23 protein-coding genes and 1 pseudogene are annotated in these 24678 nt (G+C 35.4%); 4 read left to right on the forward strand and 20 right to left on the reverse strand.

What is annotated here, in order from left to right; translation table 11 throughout:
- Positions 1–104: 104 nt before the first annotated feature.
- From A361_RS28055 to A361_RS31090, 9 genes are all read right to left on the reverse strand, one after another.
- Entirely contained in the window at positions 105–1307 is a 1203-nt protein-coding gene (locus A361_RS28055; protein ID WP_019380858.1) for an IS110 family transposase, read from the reverse strand.
- Positions 1308–1662: 355 nt separating this feature from the next.
- Complete coding sequence (locus tag A361_RS28060) at positions 1663–2700, reverse strand: Gfo/Idh/MocA family oxidoreductase (RefSeq protein WP_335582815.1); 1038 nt, start codon at positions 2698–2700, stop codon at positions 1663–1665.
- 157 nt (positions 2701–2857) lie between these two features.
- Entirely contained in the window at positions 2858–3313 is a 456-nt protein-coding gene (locus A361_RS28065; RefSeq protein WP_019380856.1) for an SRPBCC family protein, read from the reverse strand.
- 176 nt (positions 3314–3489) lie between these two features.
- Positions 3490–3849, reverse strand: coding sequence for a hypothetical protein (locus A361_RS28070; protein WP_019380855.1), 360 nt, complete (start codon positions 3847–3849; stop codon positions 3490–3492).
- Positions 3850–3932: 83 nt separating this feature from the next.
- Positions 3933–4370, reverse strand: a complete 438-nt coding sequence (locus A361_RS28075; RefSeq protein WP_019380854.1) for an SMI1/KNR4 family protein — start codon at positions 4368–4370, stop codon at positions 3933–3935.
- A gap of 116 nt (positions 4371–4486) precedes the next feature.
- On the reverse strand, positions 4487–4969 hold the full coding sequence (locus A361_RS28080) for a hypothetical protein (RefSeq protein WP_019380853.1): 483 nt from the start codon (positions 4967–4969) through the stop codon (positions 4487–4489).
- A 344-nt stretch (positions 4970–5313) separates the two neighbouring features.
- Complete coding sequence (locus A361_RS28085; RefSeq protein ID WP_019380852.1) at positions 5314–6441, reverse strand: beta-propeller fold lactonase family protein; 1128 nt, start codon at positions 6439–6441, stop codon at positions 5314–5316.
- A 353-nt stretch (positions 6442–6794) separates the two neighbouring features.
- Complete coding sequence (locus A361_RS31085) at positions 6795–7079, reverse strand: ubiquinol-cytochrome c reductase iron-sulfur subunit (protein ID WP_019380851.1); 285 nt, start codon at positions 7077–7079, stop codon at positions 6795–6797.
- 7 nt (positions 7080–7086) lie between these two features.
- Positions 7087–7305, reverse strand: a complete 219-nt coding sequence (locus A361_RS31090; RefSeq protein ID WP_019380850.1) for a hypothetical protein — start codon at positions 7303–7305, stop codon at positions 7087–7089.
- Between the two features lie 200 nt (positions 7306–7505).
- Here A361_RS31090 and A361_RS28095 point away from each other — a divergent pair, with 200 nt between their 5' ends.
- A complete protein-coding gene (locus tag A361_RS28095; RefSeq protein ID WP_019380849.1) occupies positions 7506–9143 on the forward strand; it encodes a multicopper oxidase family protein in 1638 nt (545 codons plus the stop codon).
- Between the two features lie 89 nt (positions 9144–9232).
- Positions 9233–9403, forward strand: a complete 171-nt coding sequence (locus A361_RS29195; RefSeq protein ID WP_019380848.1) for a DUF2759 domain-containing protein — start codon at positions 9233–9235, stop codon at positions 9401–9403.
- Between the two features lie 215 nt (positions 9404–9618).
- Here A361_RS29195 and A361_RS28100 read toward each other — a convergent pair whose 3' ends face one another.
- From A361_RS28100 to A361_RS28110, 3 genes are all read right to left on the reverse strand, one after another.
- Entirely contained in the window at positions 9619–11058 is a 1440-nt protein-coding gene (locus A361_RS28100; protein WP_019380847.1) for an MATE family efflux transporter, read from the reverse strand.
- Positions 11059–11165: 107 nt separating this feature from the next.
- Positions 11166–11927: a hypothetical protein gene (locus A361_RS28105; protein WP_019380846.1), complete on the reverse strand. Its 762-nt coding sequence runs from the start codon at positions 11925–11927 to the stop codon at positions 11166–11168.
- Positions 11928–12292: 365 nt separating this feature from the next.
- Positions 12293–13270: a F510_1955 family glycosylhydrolase gene (locus A361_RS28110; protein ID WP_019380845.1), complete on the reverse strand. Its 978-nt coding sequence runs from the start codon at positions 13268–13270 to the stop codon at positions 12293–12295.
- Between the two features lie 686 nt (positions 13271–13956).
- Here A361_RS28110 and A361_RS28115 point away from each other — a divergent pair.
- Both A361_RS28115 and A361_RS28120 read left to right on the forward strand, forming a co-directional pair.
- Positions 13957–14640 (forward strand): response regulator transcription factor, encoded by a 684-nt coding sequence (locus A361_RS28115; RefSeq protein WP_019380843.1) that lies wholly within the window; start codon positions 13957–13959, stop codon positions 14638–14640.
- A 21-nt stretch (positions 14641–14661) separates the two neighbouring features.
- Positions 14662–14985, forward strand: coding sequence for an AbrB/MazE/SpoVT family DNA-binding domain-containing protein (locus A361_RS28120; protein ID WP_019380842.1), 324 nt, complete (start codon positions 14662–14664; stop codon positions 14983–14985).
- 158 nt (positions 14986–15143) lie between these two features.
- Here the strand turns inward: A361_RS28120 and A361_RS28125 are convergent, their stop codons facing one another.
- From A361_RS28125 to trxB, 8 genes and pseudogenes are all read right to left on the reverse strand, one after another.
- A complete protein-coding gene (locus A361_RS28125; protein WP_019380841.1) occupies positions 15144–15854 on the reverse strand; it encodes a YwmB family TATA-box binding protein in 711 nt (236 codons plus the stop codon).
- A gap of 635 nt (positions 15855–16489) precedes the next feature.
- Positions 16490–18142, reverse strand: a complete 1653-nt coding sequence (locus A361_RS28130; protein WP_019380840.1) for an NlpC/P60 family protein — start codon at positions 18140–18142, stop codon at positions 16490–16492.
- A 619-nt stretch (positions 18143–18761) separates the two neighbouring features.
- A complete protein-coding gene (locus tag A361_RS28135) occupies positions 18762–18989 on the reverse strand; it encodes a DUF2187 family protein (RefSeq protein WP_019380836.1) in 228 nt (75 codons plus the stop codon).
- A 155-nt stretch (positions 18990–19144) separates the two neighbouring features.
- Positions 19145–20044 (reverse strand): hypothetical protein, encoded by a 900-nt coding sequence (locus tag A361_RS28140; RefSeq protein ID WP_019380835.1) that lies wholly within the window; start codon positions 20042–20044, stop codon positions 19145–19147.
- Between the two features lie 267 nt (positions 20045–20311).
- Complete coding sequence (locus A361_RS28145; RefSeq protein WP_236888093.1) at positions 20312–20881, reverse strand: polysaccharide deacetylase family protein; 570 nt, start codon at positions 20879–20881, stop codon at positions 20312–20314.
- An 844-nt stretch (positions 20882–21725) separates the two neighbouring features.
- A complete protein-coding gene (locus tag A361_RS28150; RefSeq protein WP_019380833.1) occupies positions 21726–21980 on the reverse strand; it encodes a hypothetical protein in 255 nt (84 codons plus the stop codon).
- A 121-nt stretch (positions 21981–22101) separates the two neighbouring features.
- Complete coding sequence (locus A361_RS28155; RefSeq protein ID WP_019380832.1) at positions 22102–22482, reverse strand: DUF4257 domain-containing protein; 381 nt, start codon at positions 22480–22482, stop codon at positions 22102–22104.
- A gap of 1200 nt (positions 22483–23682) precedes the next feature.
- A pseudogene (gene trxB / locus A361_RS28160) lies at positions 23683–24634 on the reverse strand (thioredoxin-disulfide reductase).
- Positions 24635–24678: the final 44 nt, after the last annotated feature.

Below are 24678 nucleotides of genomic sequence, written 5' to 3' on the forward strand. Positions count from 1 at the left end.
CTTATTAAAAATTTTTTTCTTCCGTGTTATACTTTGGAAGGCACGCCAAATAACCCTCCAAATACCTTTTGGAAGGTTTTTTATTAGCTGCTTTTTCTTGTTGATTAAGCCATATCTAGGAACTGCTCATTCCTTTTTAGGATTGCATAAATACAGTGTAAAAGCTTGTTTACACAAGCTATCATTGCTACTTTTGAAGGCTTTCCTTCATTTCGTTTCCGATCATAATACTCTTTTAGCTTCTTGTTCCTCGAGCTTCTTATACCGCATAAAACGGCCATATATAAAGCGTGCCGTAATCGGCTTGAACCTCGTTTGGTAATATGATTTATCGTAGCGGTGAACTTACCTGATGAATGGACACTTGGATCAATTCCTGCGTAAGCCACAAGTTTTTTAGGGTGATTAAACCGGTCAATTTCCCCGATTTCAGAAATAATCGTTGCCGCGATTTTTTCTCCTATACCGGGAATTGATTGGATTATCTTACATTCTTCAATTTCTTCTGCCAGGACATCTATCTGCCTCTCCAAGCTTGATAGGTGTTCTTGGTATTGAAGAAGCATATTGATATACATATCCAAACTGAACAACTGGCTTTCATAAACACCTTGTTGGAATGGATTCCTCTTAGCTGAAGCCATTAATTTGTGTGCCTTCTCCCTCATCCAACTTGGGGATCGTTTAATACGCATTTCCTTAATTCGTGCCAAAATCTTTGCTTTTCCTGCCATCAGTACATCTTCGGATGTTGGAAACTCCTTTAATATTTTAAGAGAAACTTTCGAAAATAAATCCCCGAAGACTCCCCTGTATTCAGGAAATATCTGATCAAGAAGAGTATGAAACTGAAGTTTTGCCTGGATGTAAAGGTTCGTAACGGTTTCGTATTGCCTTGACAATGTTCTCAGGTTTAGAAGTCTCAGTCCTCTTTTCTTATATGGCTCAAATTCTTCCTTGTAGTAAAGAACACAAAGGTGATATGCATCAACGGCATCAGTCTTTACCTTTCTAAGGCTTGTTTTCTTAGCTTGATAAGAAATGATGGGATTTACCAAGATGTTTAGATACTGACATCCCTCAAGACATTGAATAATCGGTGTATGGTAATGTCCTGTAGATTCAAGAATAACTGCTGGTCTAACCCCATTATGTCCCTCTATCTCTCTCAAAAAAGAAATAAGCGAATCTAAATCCTCCTTGGTATGCTTTACACTGAAACTTTTCCCGAACGGCTTGTCTTTATCTAAAAAGGCTTGAACCTCACTTTCTCCTTTGGCTACATCTAGGCCAATGACTGGATTCATTAATATCTCTCCCTTAGTTTTACTCACCAGTAACCCCTATACCTTCCTGTAGTTCCATAGCTTCGCTTGTTATACGAGATCATTTGTCCCAACCAGCCTCAAACATCATTCTACAAGTAGGGGGCGAACAGTTTAGTTGACGAGATCTAACTCCCACGCACCCGTACGTTCTACCCTGGCTACTGAAATAATAGGTCCTATAAAAAAAAGAGCAACCAGTAAAAACTGGTTAACTCTATAATACGAAGCACCCGTTAGTTTAAGTGCAACATTTCACAAACTTTCTTATGGAATAAGAAAAAAGGCGACCTTCATATTGAAGAATCGCATCCGTTAGCCGAATAAGAAAGGGAAATTAATTAGACAAAATCCTATCTATTACTACTTGATTTACGTGTCCATCTAGGATTGTTGGTAAATCACTATCTACTTTATCATATTCAATGTAATTATAGACTTTTCCAATAAATGGATAAAATGCTGGATAGTAAGCACTTGCCTCCATAGATAGATGCGAGGGTGTACTCCCTTCTTTTCGTACTGTAATTTCTGTTAATTCTTTATTTGCTTCTCCAAAGCACAGTTTGTTGTCATTGCTTAATGTGATTGTCCCTAAACTACCGAAAATTTTTAAATTAGAACCGAATCCGTGGTTAATACCTGATAAAAATTGAATTGAGAAGGTAGAGTTTCTTTTCATCTTTCCGTGAACAAAAAAAGCGTCATCTGCATCTCTATGTTCTCCTGCTCCTTTGGAAACGTGAGTATACACTAGCCCATTAAGAGTTTCTATTTCATCTCTTACTAACCATCTCAAACAATCAATCATATGTGTCCCTAATGCACCTAACATTCCTCCGAATTTCTGTCTTTCTCCCATCCAACCTATTTTCATTGATTGAAGAATCTGATACTTGGGATTTGAAATATGGTATTCAAAATGAATAATATTACCAATAGCATTGTGATGAATTAACTCTTTGACTTTTTGACGGGCAGGAAGATATCTCCATTCAAAATCTATAACAACCTTTTTATTATACTGATTAGATAGCTTAATTAACTCCTTTGATTCATTACTATTCATCGTGAAGGGTTTTTCACATACAACATTTATTCCTTTTTTCATAGCGTATTTAACCATTTCAAAATGATAAGTTGGTATGGAAGATACAAATAAGAGGTCAATTTCCTCTTTATCTAACATTTCAGCCCAGTTCTTATAATGTGTAGGAGGATTATCACCAATTGTTAATACATCAGGAAGTTGATGACGCTCCATTGTGCTAACAGCAGTTACCGTCATCATTGGATGAGTTTTAATTATAGGTGCTTGAACTCTTAATCCAAAACCACCACCAATTATTGCGACTCTAATATTACCACCTCCTATCTATTTTTTTTCTGGTTTATTCACTAAAAACCCTTTTTTAATGATTGTAAAAAACTAATGTAAATACTGTTCCTTATGGAACTATACTGTCCATTAGTTCAAAATGAAAAAGCTACTCGATTAGCAGTTAAACACAAGCACCTTTTTTATGACGAGGTTAATCCATATTTTCAGCAATCTTTTTCAATGCCTTTGCACGGGAAACAATAAATGCCCTCATATATTTCTCTAAAAATAACTTGTCCACTACTATGCCAATTAGTCCGAATGGTGATTTATACTGAAATTTATCAATCATAATAGCTCCGCCAGCTTTTTCAATAAATTGATGGGTATGAACAAAGGAATGGAATGCACCCTTCACCATAACATCTACAAACATATGAGGTTTTTCCATTAATGTCACTTTGGCTGTCAACCTTTGTTTAATACCAAAGTGGATGGCTTCCCAGGTAACAGTATCGCCTTGTTCTAATAACCCTTCTGTCACTCCACTAACAGCTCTTTCCTTAGTTTTAGAGGTCGTTTGAGTATGAATATCTACGTTTCTAGCAAGGTCAAAACATACTTCAACAGGTGCTTTAATAAATTGTTGATGCTCAATAACAGGCATTTTATTTTCTCCTTTTACAAACACTTACTAACACTATAATTATAATTCGTCAAAGTCGATATTAACTAATTCTTATTGAACAAACCTGCCCCGTTTATTGAATAAGAAAAGGCTGCATTTTAGCAGCTAGATTTTTATCCAAAGCACCCGTCTGTTGAATAGTGAATTTGGTATAGTTATCTAATATCCACTTTATTCTGTATGAACTCGATCTCTTTAAAGTCTCCGAGGAACCCTTTTGCTTCAATCGAAAAGAACTCATTGGGATCATTAGCATTTCTGTAGAGCCTTTTGATTTGCATTGCCATGGCCAAAAATCCTGTTGAAGAATCATAGTACCCATCTGTGTGATTATACGTCTTACCTCCTATTTCTAAAGATGAACAATCAAAATCAGTATCGAGGCAATTTACATCAAATTCTTTTTCAAACCATTGAACAAATTCATTTTCATTTGGTTTACTCATAAAAATCCCAGTCACTACAACTAATAAAAGCCCAGCCATAACAAATAACATATATCTTTTCTTTTTCAAAGCATCCCCTCCTTTGATTCTTAACTAGCTCTAATAAAGATTGTTCTTATTGAACAAACCTGCCCGGTTAGTACAACAAGAAATTAAATGTCAATCTTACCAGTGATCCAACCTTCAATAAAATGTTTTAGTGAGGCTGCAACCCAGGTTCGACTATCATCCTCGTGATTCCAAACATATATATCGTTTTTTTCAATGGTCCCGCTTTTTAAGATTGCATAACAAAATAAATCGCCATTACCTGCATCTGAAAAAAAGAATAGATCATCAAATGGCATATAAATATCTCTATACCCTTCAAAATTTCTATAAAATAGATTGTCCTTAATAATTTGGGAAGTTGACCAAACCAAAGGACAATTCCAGTTGTCAAACACACCGTTTGTTTCATTAAATAAGGCAGCTAATTCATCTGGTAATTCAACATTTAATCCCTTTTTTATCTGAGCAATCTCAAACTTGGTTGCAGGGTTTTTAAACTGATGTTCCATAGAAATAGAAGTGATAAATTCTTTCCACATTTAATGATTTCACCCTTTAATATTAAATAAGTATGTATTATCTTCAACTTCTATTTAAGAAGCTCCTTCTTGAACAAACCTGACCCGTTAGTCGAATAAGAAAAAGCGATCCTCCATTATTGAAGAATCGCACCGTTAGCTGAAGAACAATTCCTATTAATTTCAGTAACTATTGGTTCATCAAAAGAAATAACATCAATGATATGGTCTAAACAGGCTATCTCGTAATGAACAAGTTGTTCTTCTGGAAATACATCGTTAGCGATAGTACCTTTGTTAATGAAGTCTAAATATCTTGATTTCTTAAATATTCGAAATGACTCCCCTTCAAAGATTTCATAGTCGTCTAAAACAGTAAATGACTCATTAATAATTGAATAAGATACATATGAATCAAAGTCTAACTGTATTATTGGCAATTCTTCATCGACTTCTATTGGGTGTGTGTCTCTTATAATATTTTTACCTATTTCAATATCTTCAACTTGCTGGCTTACTTTACATCTATCAACGAAAATTCTTAACAAATTGGTTTCAGGTTCTATTAAGCTGTGAAGATAGAAGTAACCTTTCTGATTCATTAGATCCCTATATTCCATAAAAAAATTCCTTCTTTTTCGAGATTTTCTTTATCAAATTCGCTAAATATATTTAATTTCCTTCTTTAACTAAACTGCCCCTTTAGCACAATAAGAAAAAGCCGCCTGGTTTGTAATGGTAATTACTCTTACTTTGACAAATGTTTGTAATCTATTATCTCAATCTTAAAATCATGATTGCATTTCAGCTTATTAAGCTTTCCACTGTCTCAGGTTCAAAAAGGGTATCGCCCCCATGCTCTTTAATTACCATTTATCAGTTGTCATATACATCTCTTCTCCCTTTGGCACAGTTTCTGCTGTAACCGTTTGTAAAGGAATATAGGATGAGGATAGCATATGAATTAATTAGTAATACTTATTCCATTCGGCACTCCTTTTACTTCAATTGTTTGAATGACTTTATTCTGTTCCTTATCGATGATGCTAACCGTATCTTCAAACATGTTCGTAACATACACCCTCTTATTGTCTGGACTTGTAACCACTCCATGCGAACCTTTTCCAGTTTTGATTTCGGTAGTTGCTTTCTTTGCAATAAGATCTATAACTGTAACGCTGCTAGAAGGATCTTCTTCTGTTCCCTGGTTTGCAACATAGGCAAACTGATCTTTCTCATCAATATATACTTGTGCAGGACCAGTCCCCACTGGAATTTTATCAACCTTATCAGTAGCCAAATCAACCACAGCGAGAGCATTTTCTCCATTTAATGTAGCGACAAGCGTTTTTCCATCAGAAGTAACACCCGTAGTTACAGGAGCTGTTCCCACTTTGATTCGCTTTTCTTCCTTCATGGTTTCAAGGTTAACAACACTTACTGTGTCTTCACCCATGTTGGCAATATAAGCTCTCTTGCTATCTGATGAAATTCTGAATCCATGTGGCCCTTTCCCTGTCTCCACTGTATTAATTACATTAAAACTCGGCATATCAATGACGGTCACATTATTGTCTTCATTGTTTGTTACGGCAGCGTACTTCCCATCCTCTGAAAAAACAATATGGGCAGGATGGTTGCCAACTTCGACTTCCTGCAGTAGTTCATCGTTTTCAATGCTGTAAAAAATAGCTTTTGCACCCATTTCCATTTCTTCTCCGTGACCATCATCCTCTCCACCGTGCCCTGCCATACTAGGCACCACCGTTACCCCAATCATTTTTCCATCTGGTGAAACCTGCACATTATGAACCGAACCATCTACTTCTATTGTCGATACAATTGAATTATTAGCTGCATCAATTTTAGAGATGCTTCCTCCCTCGTTTGCGGTGAAATAATATTGAACAGCTGTCTTCTCATCGGCCTTTTCTTTATTCCCATCTACTTCCCGCTCCTTGTTTTCTACTTTGGAAACAGGTTCCTCTTCACTCTTTTTATCTTCCCCAGCATTACTTGCTGAACTACATCCTGCCAGTATCGCTCCTAAAAGCAAAAGAAAAATAAATACACTCTTTTTTATATTACTCATTATATGTTCCTCCTTTTCGAATTTAAGGAAAGCATAATAACTAAAAAAGAATACAATAGTGATTTATTTCACTATGCCAAGTTTATTTTTAAAAAGTCTAACAATCTTTTGAACTCCATAAAATTTTCATATTTGGAATGTACGATAAGAATTTTCAACGCAAAAAAATGAACAAACCAAATTGTTGCCTGTTCATTAGGAATTACTAGTTTATTTTATCTGAAAAATAAACTGATTAATCCTATCAATCCCACAATCAAAGACCAGACTATTAAAAATATACCGGTTGGTATTCTATTTTTTCTAATTTTCCCCTTCTTATTCGAACAGCACGACATATGACATCACTCCGTTCATCCTTTTGATTTTTCCCTTTTGATTGGGCTAAGAATAGCTATATAAACATTACCGTCTTGGATATACGTTTTGAAAACATCCAGTGGTCTTGGTAGAGGTCCTCCGACATTAAAACCAAATTCATCATACCTTCCACCTTGACAGGGGCAGTAAAAGGTAATTCCTTCTTTCTTAATGGCTTCTTCTGCATTTCCTGCAATACATCCTAAATGTGTACTAGGCGACATTATGATTAAAGAATCATCATTTTCGGTTTTATTGATGTATACAAACCCTTCCATTTTTTGTTCAACCCAGGCATCCTGAACTGTTGTTTTCTAAGGGACTTTCTTTGGAAATTCCCCCATCCAGTTCACTGATTGGCCCTAAGCTGGCCATCGCACTCGTATCCACCCTTTCCCTGTTGTTACAGGCTGTCAAACCCAGAGGAAGAACTGAAATGGCAAATACACCCGCTGTTCCTTTTAGCGTTTTTGAAATAAATGTTCGTCTGCTCCATTTATCCATTCTCGCTACCTCCCTTATTTAGGATTTATGTTAACATTATTTTTTGCAGAAATTTCTATGATCCTCAGAAAGAGCCTGAAACAAATATGAATATTGTTTTAACTAAAAACCAAAAAAAATCTGCAAAAAATTTTTTATCCATAATTTCTGCACTTATTTTTATTATGATTTGTTTGAATAATTATAGGAGGTATTCAGTCATGAAACTTAAACTGCTTGCTATATTCCTTTTTTCTATCTTATTTCTTGCTGCATGTTCTAATAGCGGCATGAGTGGAATGGACCATGGGAACATGGACATGGAAGAAGAAAATAATACAGATGAAAAAGAAAAAGTAGAGGGACTACAAACTACAACCGCCACAGAAACACTGACAGGAAACGAAATAAACATTGTTGCTAAAGAAGGCAAACATCAACTGAATGAGAGCGTAAGTGTGGATGCATTAACATTCAATGGCTCTGTTCCCGGTACCCAAATTCGGGTAAAACAAGGCGAAAAAGTAAAAATAAATCTTAAAAATGAACTTGATGAACCTGTGTCCATACACTGGCATGGGATTAGGGTTCCTAATGAAATGGACGGGATACCAGGTGTAACACAAAATGCGGTACAGCCAGGTAAATCCTTCACATATGAATTCACCCCGGAGGATCCTGGAACATACATGTACCATACCCATCAAAATGCTGTTGAGCAAATGGATAAAGGTCTTTACGGTTCTTTTATTGTAGAACCAAAAGAGAAGACATATGATCGCGACTATACCCTAATGCTTGATGAGTGGATGAGCAAACCTGAAGAGGGTGAATCAAGTATGGAAGGTATGGATCACAGTAACATGGGTTCAGAAGAAGACAGCGATAAAGAGGCTGATTCAGAGGATTCAGGTATGAGCGGCATGGATCACGGCAGTATGGGGTCTGATAGCAATGACAGCATGAATGAAATGGGGGAAATGGGCCACGACATGAGCGCCTACGATATCTTTTCAATAAATGGCAAAAGCGGCGATAGCATTGAGCCTTTAAAAGTAAAAGAAGGAGAAAAAGTCAGAATTCGTCTTGTCAATGTAGGGTATATGTCTCATAAGATCCATCTGCATGGCCATGATTTTAAAGTGGCAGCCATCGATGGACAAGAACTAAAAGAACCAAAAGAAATCAAAGATCAAGTTATTTCAATAGCACCAGGGGAGCGATATGACATTGAGTTTACTGCGGACAACCCTGGCGAATGGTTCATCGAGTGCCACGGTGACATGGAAGGCACAAGTGGAATGAATACAAAAATTCAATATGAAAACTTTTCTAATTCAACAGATAAATCTAATCAGTCCGAAGAACTTCCAGAATTCACATTTGTTAATTATGGCGCTTCTAAACAAGGGGAATTTTCGCTGGATCAGAAATATGATGTTGAATATAAAATGGATCTGAATACAGCGATGGATGACAATGAAATGGTCTATACGATTAACGGCAAAACTTTCCCTAAATCAGATAATATAAATGTTAAAGAAGGCGATCTCGTTAAGGTGACATTGACTAATAATTCAATGATGGATGATCATCCTATGCACCTTCATGGCCACTTCTTCCAGGTCCTTAGCAAGAATGGAAAACCTGTAGAAGGCTCTCCGATAATGAAGGATACCATTAACTTAAAACCGGGTGATGAATATGTTGTTGCGTTTAAAGCCGATAACCCAGGCAATTGGCTGTTCCACTGTCATGATCTTCACCATGCCACAGCTGGAATGGTAAATATGGTCAAGTACGATGGATTTAAGCCAAGTTTTACTCCTGATCCAAATGCTAATAATAAACCAGAATAGTACTACCGCTAGAAGACATAGAAAAGCGGCCTAAAAAAAGGTCGCTTTTTTTGAGAGGTTAAAAAATAATAAGAAAGGAGTGTTTTCGGGTGGGCATTGTAATTATCTTTGGACTAGTCGCTTTACTTGCTGGTTTTGGAACAATTAGTGCATTAAAAAATAAAAATTTCCTAGGTGTGTTATTTGGATTTGGCAGCTTCCTTGTTTTTGGCTGGTTTGCGGTAATGACTTTTATAAATTCCGGATATCCTGCTATGTAAATGTTGGACAAATTTTTATTGTGAGGAAATTATCATAATAATAAAAGCAGTGCAACTTTTTTTAAAGTTTTATTTAAATCCTTAAATCTTGCAAAACTTTAACATATAATAAAGATCCCCCTATTTTTATAGAAAAATGAAAAAGGACCTTTTATGGTCCTTTTTCATTAAAAAGCACACAAATTCTTACCTTGGTTCTTAGCAAAAATCAAAAATTAATAGTTGTTTATGCAAGACGACATTGTTTCCTTTGTTGTCTGCGGATGGCATTCAGACTCTGCCTCCGGTGCTTTTTCAAGAGCCATCCACTTTCCTCTTCTGAACTGAATAACCAGCACAATAGCCCGGAATGCTATATCAGCGCCTATCGCAATCCAGACACCAGCTAAACCCCAGCCTAGCTTTATGCCTAATAAATAGACAAGGAGTGTACGCACAGCCCACATTCCAATGGCGGTGAGGTACATTGGGAATTTTGTATTATTTGCACCTTGGAATGCCCCTGTTAAGACCATAAGCACAGCTAAAAAAGGTTGAAAAACTCCCGATATCTTTAAAGCTGTTCCTATGTTTCCGACTACCTCTTGATCTTCTGTAAAGAATCTTCCCGCCCATTCACCAAGAAAAAATAGCATAGCCCCTAGAACAGACATTGATACTAAAGTTAAGACGGTTGTAAGTTTGGCATATCTTCTCGCTTCATCTAGGTTACCTGCCCCAATTTGCTGTCCGACTAGTATTGTTGCTGCCGTTGCGAACCCGTAACCAATCATATATGAAAAGACCTCAATATTTCCTGCGATTTGGTGGGCTGCAAAGGCATTTGTTCCGAGTGCCACAACAAAGCCGAAATAAACGATTTGGCCAGCACGCATTACTAATCGTTCACCCGCTGCTGGAGCTCCGAGAGTCGTCAACTCCATTAAATGCTCTTTGTCTAGTTTCCAATAGTCCTCTCGAAAAGTGAGAACCTCGGACCGGTTTAAGTGATAAAGCAGTGCTATACTTCCAACAACACGGGCAAATACAGTAGAAAGTGCAGCTCCCACAATTCCCATTTCTGGAATAAATAAAAAGCCGAATATCAAGACGTAATCCAATACCGCATTCACAATATTAATTATGATGCTGATTTTCATCGGTGTTTTTGTATCTCCAGCCCCTCTAAGTATGGCACTCAATACAAACATTAAAGACATGAAGATAGACGGAATGCCTACTATTCGAAAATAAAGAGAACCAGCTTCTAACACTTTAGCCTCTATTCCCATAAGCTTCAGTAATGGTTCTGCAAAAAAAAGGGTAATTACTCCAGTAAGCAAACCAAACAGTATGGCTATTACTACAGATTGCTGGGAAATATGCCTTGCCTTTTCCGGTAAGTTCGCTCCAAGAAAATTTGCAATTCTAACGTTTGCAGCCACCCCAATTGCCATGAACAGGGCAATATAGATAGCAAGGACTGCATTGGTAACTCCTACAGCAGACACTTCGGCCAAGCCTATCTTTGATACAAAGTAGGTGTCTACAAAACCAAGGATGGTTTGAAAAAAATTTTCGATTACAGCCGGAATGGCAAGCACTGTAATAATTTTTAGCCTATCTTTATTAGACTGAACATTTTTCAGTTTTGCATCTACAACCTCTTCTTTCATTATCTTCCCTCCGTTTCTGAGAAGGCTGTAAATAATAAATGTTACCCCTTTAACTAAATAAGGCACACCTAAAAAGTGTGCGCTAGTTTATAATTAGGCCATTTATATTATTTACTTACCTGAACATTTATTACAAATGGAACCGTATAAAGCTTTCCAAGATATTTAAATTGTCCCCAAATTTTATACTTTCCTGAAATAGGGAATGTAGTCATATATTCCACATCCGGTCCTTTAGCGGCCTCATCTTTTGGATGGACGTGGAGAAACTCGTCCATTTTTTCACTTACAATGACTACATGTCCTGCTGTTCCAAGGTAAGGCTCCAAATCCGTAATTTTGCTGCCTTTGCTATCCGTAACAGTAAATGTCATCAGTACAGGCTGTTTTACGGTCAAATCATCGAATTTCAACTCAAACATTAATTGATCTACATGCTTTTTTAACTCCTTATCAGAATTGACTGTTTCATCCTGTTCCTCGCCTTCTACTTTTACGTCATACTTGGCAAGTTGCTGAGCAGAACCATCTGGAAGGAATTCAGCAAATATTTTATACTTTCCTGCTTTTGGGAAAGTGGTCTTTACAATAAACTTACCTTCCCCATCATAATTGGGATGCAAATGTTGAAAAATACTTAGATCGTGACTTATAACTAGTATGTGCATTTGTTTTTCATGTACAGCTGAGAAGGAAATCATATTCTTTCCGTTGCTTTTGATTGATAAAGAAATTTCAGTATCTTGCTTAGGTTTAACAGTAGCAGGACTGACATTCCATTCAGTTTGTATTTCTTCTACGCTATTAGAAAGTACCGTATGGACATGAGATTCATGTCCATGCGTACTATGGTTCGATTCCTGATTCATTATTTCACCTCAAAAAAGTTTTACTATCAACTCTTCTATACAGTTTTACCACTGCATTTTTTAAATAAACTCAACAAAAAATGCATATTTACCACTAAAATTTTGGGGTAGCTTTAAAAATAAGCTATAAATAAAAAACATCATCGTGAAACTATGCAGTTAATATACAAGTGCATAAGATAAAATACGAAAGGGAGCAGAAGGGTTTAAGATATTAATTGAGGGTAATAGCAGAAGACTTCATTATGCACCAAAGCCATATTGTAGAGCACAAAGAAGCGGTGATGTAAGGACAGTATAAGGTTAATAATAGCTGTTTAAAAAGCAAAAAAGATCGAAGAAAGCCTTCGATCTTTATAATTAATTTATTTAATTTTGCCTGCTTCTACAATGGCATCCCAGTTTTTAGCGCCATCAGTTGTATAATATATGTCTCCATTAAAAGAAACAAACGTCATTTCCTGTTCATTATTTGGGTTTTGAGCAAAATACATAACTGCATCTTCTTTCATTTTAGGCAATGCTATTTCCTCTTCTGTTTCATCAGACAGAGAAACCTTTGTCAGTTTAGCTGTACCATCGTAAGTCCCGTAGATTAAGCTGTCATTTGTAAAAAAGACGGATGTGCCTTGTCCGCTTTTCGAGATTCGTTCAAAGGTTTCACCTTTATCCTTGGACAGGTATATTCCTTGCTGACCTGAGGCAGCCAAATAATCAGCTTTTTGAGGATGTACAGCCACACTAAGCAATGTATCATCAAGACCATTTGCTGCTACTTCCTTCCATGTCTCTGCATTATCTTCGCTAAGATAGAATTTTCCCTTTTCCATCATGGAATTTTTCTGTGGATTCATTAGGAAAATCACCTGATTTTCATACCCCACTCCCATCAGATGGAAATCTGTTTCACCTTCAAGAGCTAAATGTTCAAGAGTTTTTCCATCATCGGTACTCTTTTGTATTCCTAATGGATTTGGAAGGCTTGAATCCTGTCCAGGGTGACCACTCGTATAAAAGCCGTCTTTGGTTGCATTAAAGCCCATATAGTCATTGTTTTGTTCCTTAGTTTTAAACCATTTCCCTCCATCATAAACTTTTAATCCATCATGAGCTGCATAAAAGGGCTTACTTTGATTTCCGGAATAGCCTACCCCATGGATGTGATCAATTTTCCCATCAAAGACTTCAAAAAAGCTATCGGATGCTCCCTCGCCCACGTTTCCATCTTCATTTGTTTGAGTTTCGGATTGTTCGGTAACCTTGTTATTTTTTTCTTCAGCCTGTCCACATGCTGCTAGGCTAAAGGCTAAGGCAAGTACTGCTAATAATAAAGACTTTTTCATAGATCTCACTCCTGTTACCAATTATAGGATCATTTCAGGAAGAAGACAAACTAAAGATGACACGTGGCGAGAACGAATCAGAGTCCTTTTCCCTATATATTCTATATAGACCACGCGCCTCTCAAGTTTATTCATTTTCTTAATTCTTCTTCAAACGATCAAATAAAGATTACAACAAAAATATGCACTTAATGTGCAGAAAAGACACAAGGTAATACGTAAGTTATTTTCGCTTTGGTGAGATTCCTAATGGGTAAAATAAAAAAGAGAAAATACCTGAATATGTTATACAAAATAAATAACATTATCCTGTCTAATGGTTAAAACAAATAATATTAGTAAATAAATTACAATGATTAATTAGCAAAAAGCAAAACAAAACAGTGATTTTACTTTTCCAATTGAGTCAACTTTTATTTCTACTTTCTCTTTTTTATATACTATCAAGCCCTGTCTTAATAAATACCTAATAATTCTCTTCAAAGTTTCCTCCTTATCTTGTTTATCCCTTTGTTAACTACTCCTTAATCCACGAATAAATTTCCACATAGAAGGAATGCTTATAGATTTCAATTTCCAAAGAAAACACCTAAGAATTTTTATAGAAGTTAATAATAATGCAAAATTTCTTCATATTTTTTTTGTAAAGTAACTTTAAGGATATTACCAAATGAGGAGTAACTGAAATGAATAAGATCATGATTATTGATGAAGATCAAGGAGTGATTAACTATTTAAGAGAGCTTTTCTTACCATACTATCAATGTGTGCGTCCACACTCTATCAAGCATGCAATAACATGCCTAACTTCAGAAAATGTGTCGTTAGTATTACTAGAGATTTCATTATCTAATATAGATGGTTGGACAGTCTGCAAAGAGATTCGAAAAATTTCTAATGTACCAATCATAATTTTGACAACCAAAAAAGAAAAAAAAGAGATACTCACTGGGTTTAAGCTAGGAGCGGACGATTATATTATCAAACCTTTTAATGAGGAAGAACTGTTAGCGAGAGTAGAGGCTTTAATAAGAAGGACTACTATTCCCAAGAAGAGGGGGCTTTCCTTTCAAGGATTATTGTGGGATGAAAGCGGATTTGATCTTACTTATAACGGAACATCAATCCCCTTAACCCCGAAGGAATTTGCCCTTTTAGGTACCATGCTAAAAAAGCCCAACTATGTGTTTTCCCGTGAAGCACTGTTAAAAAGTATCTGGGAGAATAATGACCAGACAGATAACAGGACGATTGATTCGCATATAAGAAATATCCGAGATAAGTTAAGGCAGTCTGATTATCCCGTAGATCATCATTTAATTACAGTTTGGGGAACAGGATATAAATGGAATTCCAACGGAAATTTGTAGAATAGAAAGGATGAAGATTCCTTGTATATTAAAAAGTTATCAAAAAATGGTCAAATCTCAGTTCCGTTATCACTTAAGAAAAAATTGGGTGTAAATGATGGAGAGTATGTCTATATATATATGGAGGCCGGGCGGTTACTGATTAGCAAACACCACGAAGATGATCATTTAAATAAAGTAATTTTTAGGAACGGGAAGTTCTCTATTCCAACTGAGCTGAGAAGAATGTTAAAAATATATCCAAATTCCCTTTTATCTTTAGAAGCTCATTCAAAAAAAGGTTCTATTTCAATTGCAAATTTAGATTATATTGAATATCAAGGTCAGCTAAGGAATTATCATTAATAATTTTAATTAAATCTTACACTAAAATATAAGTTCAATATCTGGGAGCTGGACAGCTCCCTTTTCTTTTGATGACAATAATAGATGCAAACTCTTAAACTAAAATTTGTAAAATAGACTAAAAGCAAGCTATGTTTATTAAGATTCCTATTCCCTTTTTAATACTCAATTGTAATAATAGGGCTTCCAATTGTAATGCTTATCAATTTATCTTCATGATTTTTTCTCAAACCTAATTGTAAGTTCATTTTTTCATTATTCCTAGTTAATAAGAAATTTTCCCAGGAATTTTTATAAGCTGAGACGGAAACAAAGTTTTCCTCTACAAGTTGTTCAACTGGTTGTGATGAAAGTTTATCCAAGATGTTATTGGCCTTATCACTTAATTTCTGATGCTTAGAAGGCATTATATTAGACTTTACAGTAAAGTAAAGGTTATGTTTGTTTTCAAAAATATTAGTTAGTCTTAGGTACTCATCTTGTGACCAAATTTCACTAGTATAACTATATGTTTGTAAAAGTTTAAACCTGTTTCCATCTTTTAGTACTGTAAGAACAATTTGCTCTCGGGTATCTTTTCTGTTTAACTTTCCGGTTAATATTATGTGGTGATCTTTGACTCTATTTTCTTCCCATTGAAAGTTGGGATATTTATTTTTCAGAGTGGCTTCATGCTCTCTAAAAGTGCTTAAGGAATCTGAATACCTTACATCATACTTATAATACATAGACCATTCACTTATTTTTGCGTTCATTTCATCTAAACTATTTACAATGTATAAGAGGTTATCATCTTTACCCTGTCCAACCTGACCATAGAAAAATATTAAAAATACTGCTAATGATATGCTAAAAAATGCTTCTTTCATATCCAACCCTCCTCTTTGTTAGTATGGACAAATTATCTAATAATATTCGTGAGATTTTTTAGATTAGTAGAAATGATTATAAGAAAAAGCACCCCCTTGAGTGTGCTTCTTCTTACTATTACATATAGAGGGTGGGTATTTGTCCTAGACCTTTATAATAAATAATTAATATGCAGAAAGTATGGAAAACTATTAATAATTATGTATATAATATTTTTCAAAATATTTATTAGAGTTTCCTATTTCAAATCAATTCGCTTTACCCGTATAATTTTTTTCCTAGGAAACTAGAATAATTCTTCTTAAGTAAAGAAAAATTTTATTGATACTCCATAAAGTTATAGAATATAATACAAAAATGCCTCTGTAGCTTTAGAAGGGAAGAGCGCCGGAAAACATTGTAGAAACCGGGTCGCAAGGCAAGGGTTTCAGAAGCACCGAAAAGCAAATTAGCTGAGGCAGGTGAAATTCCTAGCCGGTGAAATTCCGTAGGGAAGCGTGTTCTCCCCTAGCCTATGCTTACGAAAGGAGTGCGGGTTCGAATCCCGTCAGAGGCATCTCTTCATATAGCAAATAAAAATACAGGAGAAGCTTATAAATACGCTTCCTACTTTCTAACAACCACGTTTAGAAACTTACCTTTTGACGTAATCAATGCGTTTTACCCTTTTATTAAATTTTTCCTTCCAGTAGCCTTCATTTATATTTGCAATCGCTACTCCAGTAGAACTTTGAGCTCCTATAAATTTCCCACCACCTATATATATACCCACGTGGCCATCCTTTTTGTATGTGTCAAAGAACACGAGATCACCCGGCTGCATTTCCTCCACATTAATGGTAGTACCTATGTGTTTAAGTGTTTCAGTACTGACAGATGTTAATTCACCCAATTTAACACCGACCTGAGAAAAGGCCCAATGGACAAAGCTAGAACAATCGAATCTTCCCATTTTAATATCGTTTTGGTTTCTTCCACCCCCAAAAACATACACTGAATTATTTATCCACCGGCTACCTATAGTGGTTACGTCATTGTCTGCACCAGGAGTTATATTAACTTCACCATTTTCATTAACCTTCATGCTGTTTTTGTATACTTCTGCTTGTGCAATGACCTTATCTACATACCAATCAGCGTGGTTATAGTGCCATATCGCCTTCCTCACATCTTTTTTGAATCCATGACTAGCGAGATATTTAGCGGCAGAGGCCACGCTATCAGCGATACTCCAAGTGCTTGCTATACCGTCATTATCTGCATCTACTCCGTACCCAGAACCCGCCTTAATAAAGGTTAAATCCGTTATATCAATGTCAGGGGCGACTAACCCGCCGCTTGTTTCATACCTATGACCTACCCAAGTTGCCGGCATGAACTGCATGTGACCTACTGCTCCTACTGATGAAAACATTGTTTGGTGCCTAGAAAAATCAGTTTCTATTCCATGTAGGGAGGCCAAGTAGTACCAAGGGATCTTATATTCTTTTTCAGCATGAAGATAATACTTCATATATTCAGGAGGAACCTGGCCTTTAGGATGCGCTGAAACAACAATTGATGTTCTAGGTTTATCCACTTGTAAATCTCCTAAAGTCCCATTCTGCCGAGCCTTTTCATTTTCAATCGCCCTTTCAACGACTGTCTTTTGTTTAGAGAGCATTTGGCTTTCTTTTTCCAAGGTTTCTTTAGCTTCATGATTTTGTTTTTCCTTAAATTCTAATTCCGAAAGAAGCTTATCTTTTTCAGCGATTTGCTCACTTAAAAGTTCAGCCATACCCTTTAATTCGAGTTCCAGGCTTTGCTGCTTTTTTAATTTAGATGTAATTGCTTCTTCTTTCTCTATTAACATATTAAGTGTTTCAGTTTCAGTTATAATCTGTTTTGTCGTTTCCAATGCTGAAGGAATCAGTTGGAACCTTTGGTGAGTTGGCAAAAGTGTTGAATCATAAGTTGGAATTATAGAAATTCTATCTTGCAGGGGCTTGATATTTAGTTTCAGTTCTTGAATTTCAGTTTCTAGTCGAAAGCTCTCCTCTCTAGCTTCTTTTATCTTCTCGCGGTTATCTAATATGGCCGTTTTTAATCTATCGATATGATTCTTTAAAACGGTCTTCTCATTCTGAAATTGATTAATGGTGCTATCCATTTTAACTATTTGCTGCTGTATACCTTCAATTTGTTCCTCAATCCTAGAAACAGTACTGTTTGTTTCTGCAAGGACAGGATCTGGGAGACTGCCTACACCTATAACAAGGGCAGCTGATAATGTTGCTAATCTTTTCATGACTTCCCTCCAAACAAAAAAACCCCAAGAGACACAGTAAGGTGTTCACTGTGTGCTCTTGGGGAATTCCCATTTTATAGTTTATTTTATTAAATATATCATAGCGAAAATTACATCTACCTACAAGATTGGTACTTACGGAATGATTGTTAAGATTGAGAGTATTATAGTCTTGTCCATAAGTCTATATTTTGGAGAGAGAGATCAATTTTGGGTGGGTGTTTAATCCCTCTAATATTTATAAGGAAATGTAGTAGATGCTTTATATCTTTAATGGTTTGTTTAAGAGTAACGTCTTTGAACTCATTCTTTGCATTTTGCATTATATACTTGATAAGACAATCAGTATCTATAAAATCAATGATTTTAAGATTCGAGTGTTGTATAAGGAAAAAATATATTCTCTATAAGGACTCATACATTGTTCGGGGAATAGATGAATTATTCAAGTCGAGCTGCAGTCTTATCCATTTTCTCATGTGAATTTCTTTTAAATTTACGATATCAGTATTCTCGTTAGTACTTTTATGATCTAAATGATCAATCTGTTTTTTCAGTTCCACGCTTGCCTCCAAAACACAAATTCATAATACTATTAAAATATCATAATGTGATGTTTTTAATTGTGAAATCTTTTAGCTGGTTTCAACACACAGTAGTTTTTATGAGCAACCACAGTGTTGTTGTTTTCGTAACCTAAACACTCCTTGGAATCATTTGATATTACCACAAGGACACTGTTGTCCTGGACTTTATAAACTATTCCTTCATGCTCCTTTCCTTGTCTTGTGAATAAGATTTCTTCACCAACTTGTGCTTTCGATTTTCTATCTAATTTTTTTATCATCCTTATCCTCCTATAAACTATCCTCTCTTAAATACAAAAAAAGAAAACCTACAATTGCAGAATGAGGTTTATACATTCTGTAACGTGGGTTCTCCCATTAGATAAGTTTAATTAAAACCAGATTAACATATATCTAAGAAAGGATAAAACAAAAATTACTTACTAACTGACTTGAGCCTTAGTTTTAATAAGGAGATTGAATCTTGGGCCCGTTTATTGACCACTTGGTAACGCTGATTCTCATTAACTCTAATTTTTGCATATTGGTCTTGCAATTTCTTGCTTTGCAGCTGGTACTCTTTATTTAAAGAATCTATTTTAGCGCGGTACCCTTTTTCACTTAAGATATTTTTTATTTTCATGATTTCTGTATCTACTTTGTTGATAAAATATTGGCGCTCTAAGATCTCAGCAGTTATTTTATTTATTTCTCTTTCGGCAACAGCCTGATCCTGGATACTATCCACTTTAAAATTTTTATACTCATTGACTAGTACAATAGCATTTTGTACCTCTTCAACGCCAGTAGTCTTACGAACCTTAGTGCCCTTATCTTTTATCACTTTATCGTTTTGTGAAGTCATTGATTTAATTTTGCTTCTCTCTCTTGCGAAATCAGTCTGTATTTTCTGTGCTTGAAGCTTAAACTCTTCTCCGGCTCTTACTCTTGCTTGCTCAAACTTCCTATGGGCTTCATCAAGTTTTTGTTTCGCTAATTGAGGATTTTTAGTTCTTAATTGATTGAACTCTGCTTTTGCTCTTTCAAGATTTACTTCAGCGTCTTTTACTTTCGCAAGTTTTTGAATCTCAGAAAGTTCGATCTGGAATTTATTCTTTTCACCCACTTTTTTAGTACCAATATTAATATTTTCCCAGGTTGCTTTTTGAAACTCATCAAATGCTGCTACCTCGGTTTTTATTAGGCTGGTACTAATTTCAACTACTCCTAAGTTACTCGATAAATTAGAGGTAGCAGAAGCTCCTGTTGGTAATGCTGCGGCTCCACTAAGAGTTATTGCGGAAGCCAGAGTAATGCTCAATAATTTTTTCTTCATGTTCTTCTTTCCTCCCATAAGGTTAAGTGTAGAGTTTCAACTCGTATCTTCATCATAAGAACACCCAAAAGTTTTCATTGTAGAATTTCACAATAATATTTTTGTGGGATAAAAAAAGCTGATGTTGTTTTGAAATATAAATTCGTTTAAGTTCACCCATTAACAATCTTATTAAGTTATTCGAAAGTTGGACACAAGATAAATAACACTCTAACTAACCTGCTTCGTTCCAAAAGAAAAAACGATTACCTGGTATAGTAACCGCCTTCATTCTCCGTCAACGATCTTTGCAAAGTCATCAAGAGTAGTTGAATACTTGATATAGATCCGTGGTAAGAGATAGTATTCGTCTTTTATACCCTTCTCAGAAAATAGTTCAGGAGTTGTCGTAAGTCCAAATAAGTAGTATTTCTTCGTTTCTGCTACGATCTTGTTACTGAAATTTCCGTATGGATACGCAAGAGCATTAACTGGTTTGCCTGTAACTTTTTGAATTTTATCTTTTGACCCTTTCAGTTCATATTCAAAATTTTTCATTTTCGTCAAATCAGGATGTGTAGCAGTATGAGACTGAATTGATATGATCCCCGAATCAGCCATCATTTTTAAATCCGATTCCGATAATCGGTTGGAGCGACCGATAAAGTCAGATATAACAAAAATGGTACCAGTTGGTTTAAAACGTTCGTTTTTCAGTTTTTGAAAGATACCAAATGCATTCAGATTGTTTTTGTATCCATCATCAAAGGTAATGAAAATGGGTTTGTTTACTTTATAAATGTCTGGCCATCGATCAAAAGTTAATAATGTGTAGCCATGGTCTCTTAGATAAATCATTTGTTTCTCGAAATTCTTCGGTGTTACATATAACTCCTTAGAACCCTGCCCTTTATATTCGTCAATTGAATGATATATTAAAATTGGTACTTTACGTTGGGCAAAAACTTGTGATGGAAGAATTAATATAAGAAGACATAGGAGAAACATTGCAACCTTTTTCATAAAACTCCTCGCTTTATTCTTGTTATTACATTTCAATTTATTATTCCTCAAAAACATAGGATTATTATAATTTCTCCAATATTATATATTCCATCTACCATTGATCAATTGTGACTTTGATAATCCCAAATTATTTTTATTGCACGTTTTATATAATTTACTTATCGAGAGTTATTCAAGAAAATGGCACGATTGCGAATAAAAAATTCCTGTATTGATTCAGGAATTTTAATTAATCTTTAATATAAATTATCGAATTTTACTACAAATTATCCTACTTTATTTTAAATCAACAGCTGTTCAAAAGTTCAGCTTAAATGGTATTTATGCCACTTTCAGTTCTGTAAAAGATAGCTACCTGTTTTTTATTTCTTCAAGTCCTAATAAGAAATGAATATTTTGTTTAGCTTGTAGTGTCTACAGAGAATAGATAAAAATCCAGGAGCATTTCATCTGCTAAGCCTAATCCATAAAACAAACATTAGGGTGTCTCTTTGTTACTTGATCGAGTATATCCCTAAAAATATGTTTTCTACTGCTTAGGAAAGGTACACAACCGCCTAATCCAATAATCGGCGGACTATTATCTAAAGACGCTGGATGGCCTTAACTCGATTCAATAGTGCTATCTACAAACTAAAAAAGCTGTATCCCACAATATGATGGAATACAGCTTTTTTCATTGTAATACATGCTCTTTCTTTCCTTTAATCCGGACAAAAGGTGACGTTGCTCTAATAAGTTCATAGGTTGAAGCCTGTTCTTTATTTCCGCTCATTAAAGATTCGTACCGACTTCTCGCTGTATTTAAGATTTCGTCAATCTCAGCCTGAATTAAGATCCTCTCCTTCTTGTTATGGGCATCAAGTAGTTCAAGTTGAAGTTCATTAAACTTCTCAAGCTCATTAGCATTTAGAAAGTCCTTAAGTTGCATCTTGGCATCTCCTTTCGGGTTTTATTTGCTAAGATTCAGTCTCCTTTTAGATATCGTTTAATTGTTACGGTAATTATATCATATTTTTCTTGCAAAATATGTAAAAAAGAACAATGCTTGTTTATTGTTCTTTCTCTTGTTTTGCTGAGGACTCATTGTCTTTCGGTTCAGGAGCAGGCAAAGATTCGTTTAATTTTTCCAAATTGCTCTTAACCGAATCAATATTAGCTTGCTGATTTGACGCTTCTAATTTGGCAATTGCACCTTCTCCAGCATAGCCGCCTAAGATAGAAGTCAATATTACTCTTTCCATACCATTAGGGTCTGCCACAATAACAACTGCGACGGCAGCCAATGCCCCATAAGCCATATCAGTTAAAAAACCTGGATAGAATGTTCTTTTTGTGTTTCTTGGTTTTTTAATGGTGTTATTCCTCTTAGCATGAGATAATACGCCCATCACTGAACCTATCCCTGCTGCTATTAATATCTTTGTTAACATATTTTACCTCACCCTTTCGTTTTTTGTCTTGAAAATTTGCACAAAAAAACGACCTTTGGGCGATAGAAAGACATTACAAATAAAGTAATGTTCCATCGACCACAAAGGCCGTAACTTTTAAGCGTTCCCGCTAGTCTTCAATAGACTGCAAAAAAATTAATAGAAAAAAATACTCACAGAAATATTTTACTATAAATTTCTAGCTTTATCAATATTTTACTATATCTAGTTTTAACTCACCCATTCATCGGTACTTTTTAATGCAGATTTTATTCTTATAGAAGCTTCCTTGTAACATTCTGGATCTTCCCTACAGGTATCCTCAATGGAATGGATCAGAACATCAATGGCTTGCAAAGTCAGCTCAAGTTCACTTTTGGACTTTCCTTTTATCTAAATTATAATTTCCTTATTATTTGACTCATCTAAATGCATCAGATTTAACTTGAGTTCTTTCATATCACGCCCTCTTTTCTATTTGGGGTAGCGTCAGGAAAATGCGGATTTACAACGTTAAGGAAATTTCAATATCAAAAAGCCTAATTTCTCAATTAACTGTGAAGAAACTAGGCTTTTTTCATTTCTCAATTAAAGCGCCTGATTGTAGAATATAATTTTCTTGTTGAACAGTATTTTTGTACTGTGCAGTAAAGAAATTCTATGTATAATTAAAGGACCTTTCTTTACTTTTTTTATTTAGAGCTTTCCCTCTTTATACTATATTCACCATATCATGGGAAAAAATTGCTTGTCTCTAATCTGCATTTGTCTCGATCAATAATACATTCTTTTTTACCGATACTCTTTTTTGCCCTACGAATTTAATGACGTGAAACAATCCATTATGAAGCTCCCCCTCTTGGAGTAAAACTTCGCCCATAAAAAGAAGCATATACTGCTGGATTAATCGAAATAGAAGACCTTAACGAAGAAAAGGAAAGGACTGAATGGAAAAAATTATTGCCGATGTTAATACAGAAGCAAAAACCTGAGAAGTCGATTCAAAACATTAGGGATACTATTGATTCAATTCCACCCCAAGGCGCTGAACCATTACTACAAACTAGTGTAGAAAAAGTAGATGTTTATGGAGATTAAGGAAATAGAAATTGGACTTAACATAATTTAACGAACTTCTAATTAAAAAAACGAGATTCAATCTCGTTTTTTCTACTTTTTGTAATGTTTTTTACTATCCACTCAACTAAATGTTTTACTCCAGTCGTGAACAGCACTACCTTCTACGTACCTTTCTGCATCTAGATTCTGCCATACAACCTGTACCTGCGGCTGTAATGGCTTGCCGGTATTTTTTATCTTGAACATCCCCACATGCAAAAACTCCAGGAATATTCGTTTCTGTTGTTCCAGACTTAACATTGATATAACCCGTTTCATCGGTTTCAATTTGACCATTTAAAAAACCGGTATTAGGTGTATGTCCAATCGCTACAAATATCCCATCTGTTTGTATCACTTCATCTTCTCCAGACTCATTATTCTTCACTTTTAAACCTGTAACGCCATTCCCTCCTGCCAAAACTTCGATAGGTGTTTTATTTAATTCCCAAGTAATCTTTGTATTTTCTCTTGCGCGGTCCTGCATAATTTTTGAGGCTCGGAGTTCAGTCCTTCTATGCACGATAATGACTTCATTTGCAAATTTAGTTAAAAAACTTGCTTCCTCCATCGCAGAGTCCCCACCGCCTACAATAATTACCTTTTTTCCTCTAAAGAAGAATCCATCGCAGGTTGCACAGGTACTCACTCCTCGCCCGATGTTTTCCTTCTCTCCAGGAATATTTAAAAGTTTAGCTGAAGCACCTGTTGAAAGGATGAGAGACTCTGTTACAATTTCTGCTTTTCCGTTTACTTGTAAGGTATACGGTTTTTTCGAAAAATCAACGTTAGTTACCCATCCTCTTTTAAACTCAGCTCCAAAACGTTCTGCTTGTTTTCTCATATTATCCATGAGTTCTGGTCCCATAATGCCATTAATAAAACCAGGAAAGTTTTCAACTTCAGTTGTTAGTGTTAATTGGCCGCCTGGTTGATCTCCTTCTATAACAATTGGTTTCATATTTGCTCTTGCTAAATAAATAGCAGCTGTTAAACCTGCAGGACCCGTTCCTAAAATAACGACTTTTTCCACGATTATATCCTCCACTGATTTTAATATTTTACGATTATCTTATC

The organism is Cytobacillus oceanisediminis 2691 (genome assembly GCF_000294775.2).
GTDB classification, from domain to species: domain Bacteria; phylum Bacillota; class Bacilli; order Bacillales; family Cytobacillaceae; genus Cytobacillus; species Cytobacillus pseudoceanisediminis.

Excerpts from the sequence above, each read along its gene's own strand:
- A361_RS28055 (WP_019380858.1), bottom strand. The coding sequence starts at position 1,307 with ATGAATCCAGTCATTGGCCTAGATGTAGCCAAAGGAGAAAGTGAGGTT.
- A361_RS28065 (WP_019380856.1), bottom strand. The coding sequence starts at position 3,313 with ATGCCTGTTATTGAGCATCAACAATTTATTAAAGCACCTGTTGAAGTA.
- A361_RS28075 (WP_019380854.1), bottom strand. The coding sequence starts at position 4,370 with ATGTGGAAAGAATTTATCACTTCTATTTCTATGGAACATCAGTTTAAA.
- A361_RS28080 (WP_019380853.1), bottom strand. The coding sequence starts at position 4,969 with ATGGAATATAGGGATCTAATGAATCAGAAAGGTTACTTCTATCTTCAC.
- A361_RS28085 (WP_019380852.1), bottom strand. The coding sequence starts at position 6,441 with ATGAGTAATATAAAAAAGAGTGTATTTATTTTTCTTTTGCTTTTAGGA.
- A361_RS31085 (WP_019380851.1), bottom strand. The coding sequence starts at position 7,079 with ATGGAAGGGTTTGTATACATCAATAAAACCGAAAATGATGATTCTTTA.
- A361_RS31090 (WP_019380850.1), bottom strand. The coding sequence starts at position 7,305 with ATGGATAAATGGAGCAGACGAACATTTATTTCAAAAACGCTAAAAGGA.
- A361_RS28095 (WP_019380849.1), top strand. The coding sequence starts at position 7,506 with ATGAAACTTAAACTGCTTGCTATATTCCTTTTTTCTATCTTATTTCTT.
- A361_RS28100 (WP_019380847.1), bottom strand. The coding sequence starts at position 11,058 with ATGAAAGAAGAGGTTGTAGATGCAAAACTGAAAAATGTTCAGTCTAAT.
- A361_RS28105 (WP_019380846.1), bottom strand. The coding sequence starts at position 11,927 with ATGAATCAGGAATCGAACCATAGTACGCATGGACATGAATCTCATGTC.
- A361_RS28110 (WP_019380845.1), bottom strand. The coding sequence starts at position 13,270 with ATGAAAAAGTCTTTATTATTAGCAGTACTTGCCTTAGCCTTTAGCCTA.
- A361_RS28115 (WP_019380843.1), top strand. The coding sequence starts at position 13,957 with ATGAATAAGATCATGATTATTGATGAAGATCAAGGAGTGATTAACTAT.
- A361_RS28125 (WP_019380841.1), bottom strand. The coding sequence starts at position 15,854 with ATGAAAGAAGCATTTTTTAGCATATCATTAGCAGTATTTTTAATATTT.
- A361_RS28130 (WP_019380840.1), bottom strand. The coding sequence starts at position 18,142 with ATGAAAAGATTAGCAACATTATCAGCTGCCCTTGTTATAGGTGTAGGC.
- A361_RS28135 (WP_019380836.1), bottom strand. The coding sequence starts at position 18,989 with ATGATAAAAAAATTAGATAGAAAATCGAAAGCACAAGTTGGTGAAGAA.
- A361_RS28140 (WP_019380835.1), bottom strand. The coding sequence starts at position 20,044 with ATGAAGAAAAAATTATTGAGCATTACTCTGGCTTCCGCAATAACTCTT.
- A361_RS28145 (WP_236888093.1), bottom strand. The coding sequence starts at position 20,881 with ATGATTTATCTAAGAGACCATGGCTACACATTATTAACTTTTGATCGA.
- A361_RS28150 (WP_019380833.1), bottom strand. The coding sequence starts at position 21,980 with ATGCAACTTAAGGACTTTCTAAATGCTAATGAGCTTGAGAAGTTTAAT.
- A361_RS28155 (WP_019380832.1), bottom strand. The coding sequence starts at position 22,482 with ATGTTAACAAAGATATTAATAGCAGCAGGGATAGGTTCAGTGATGGGC.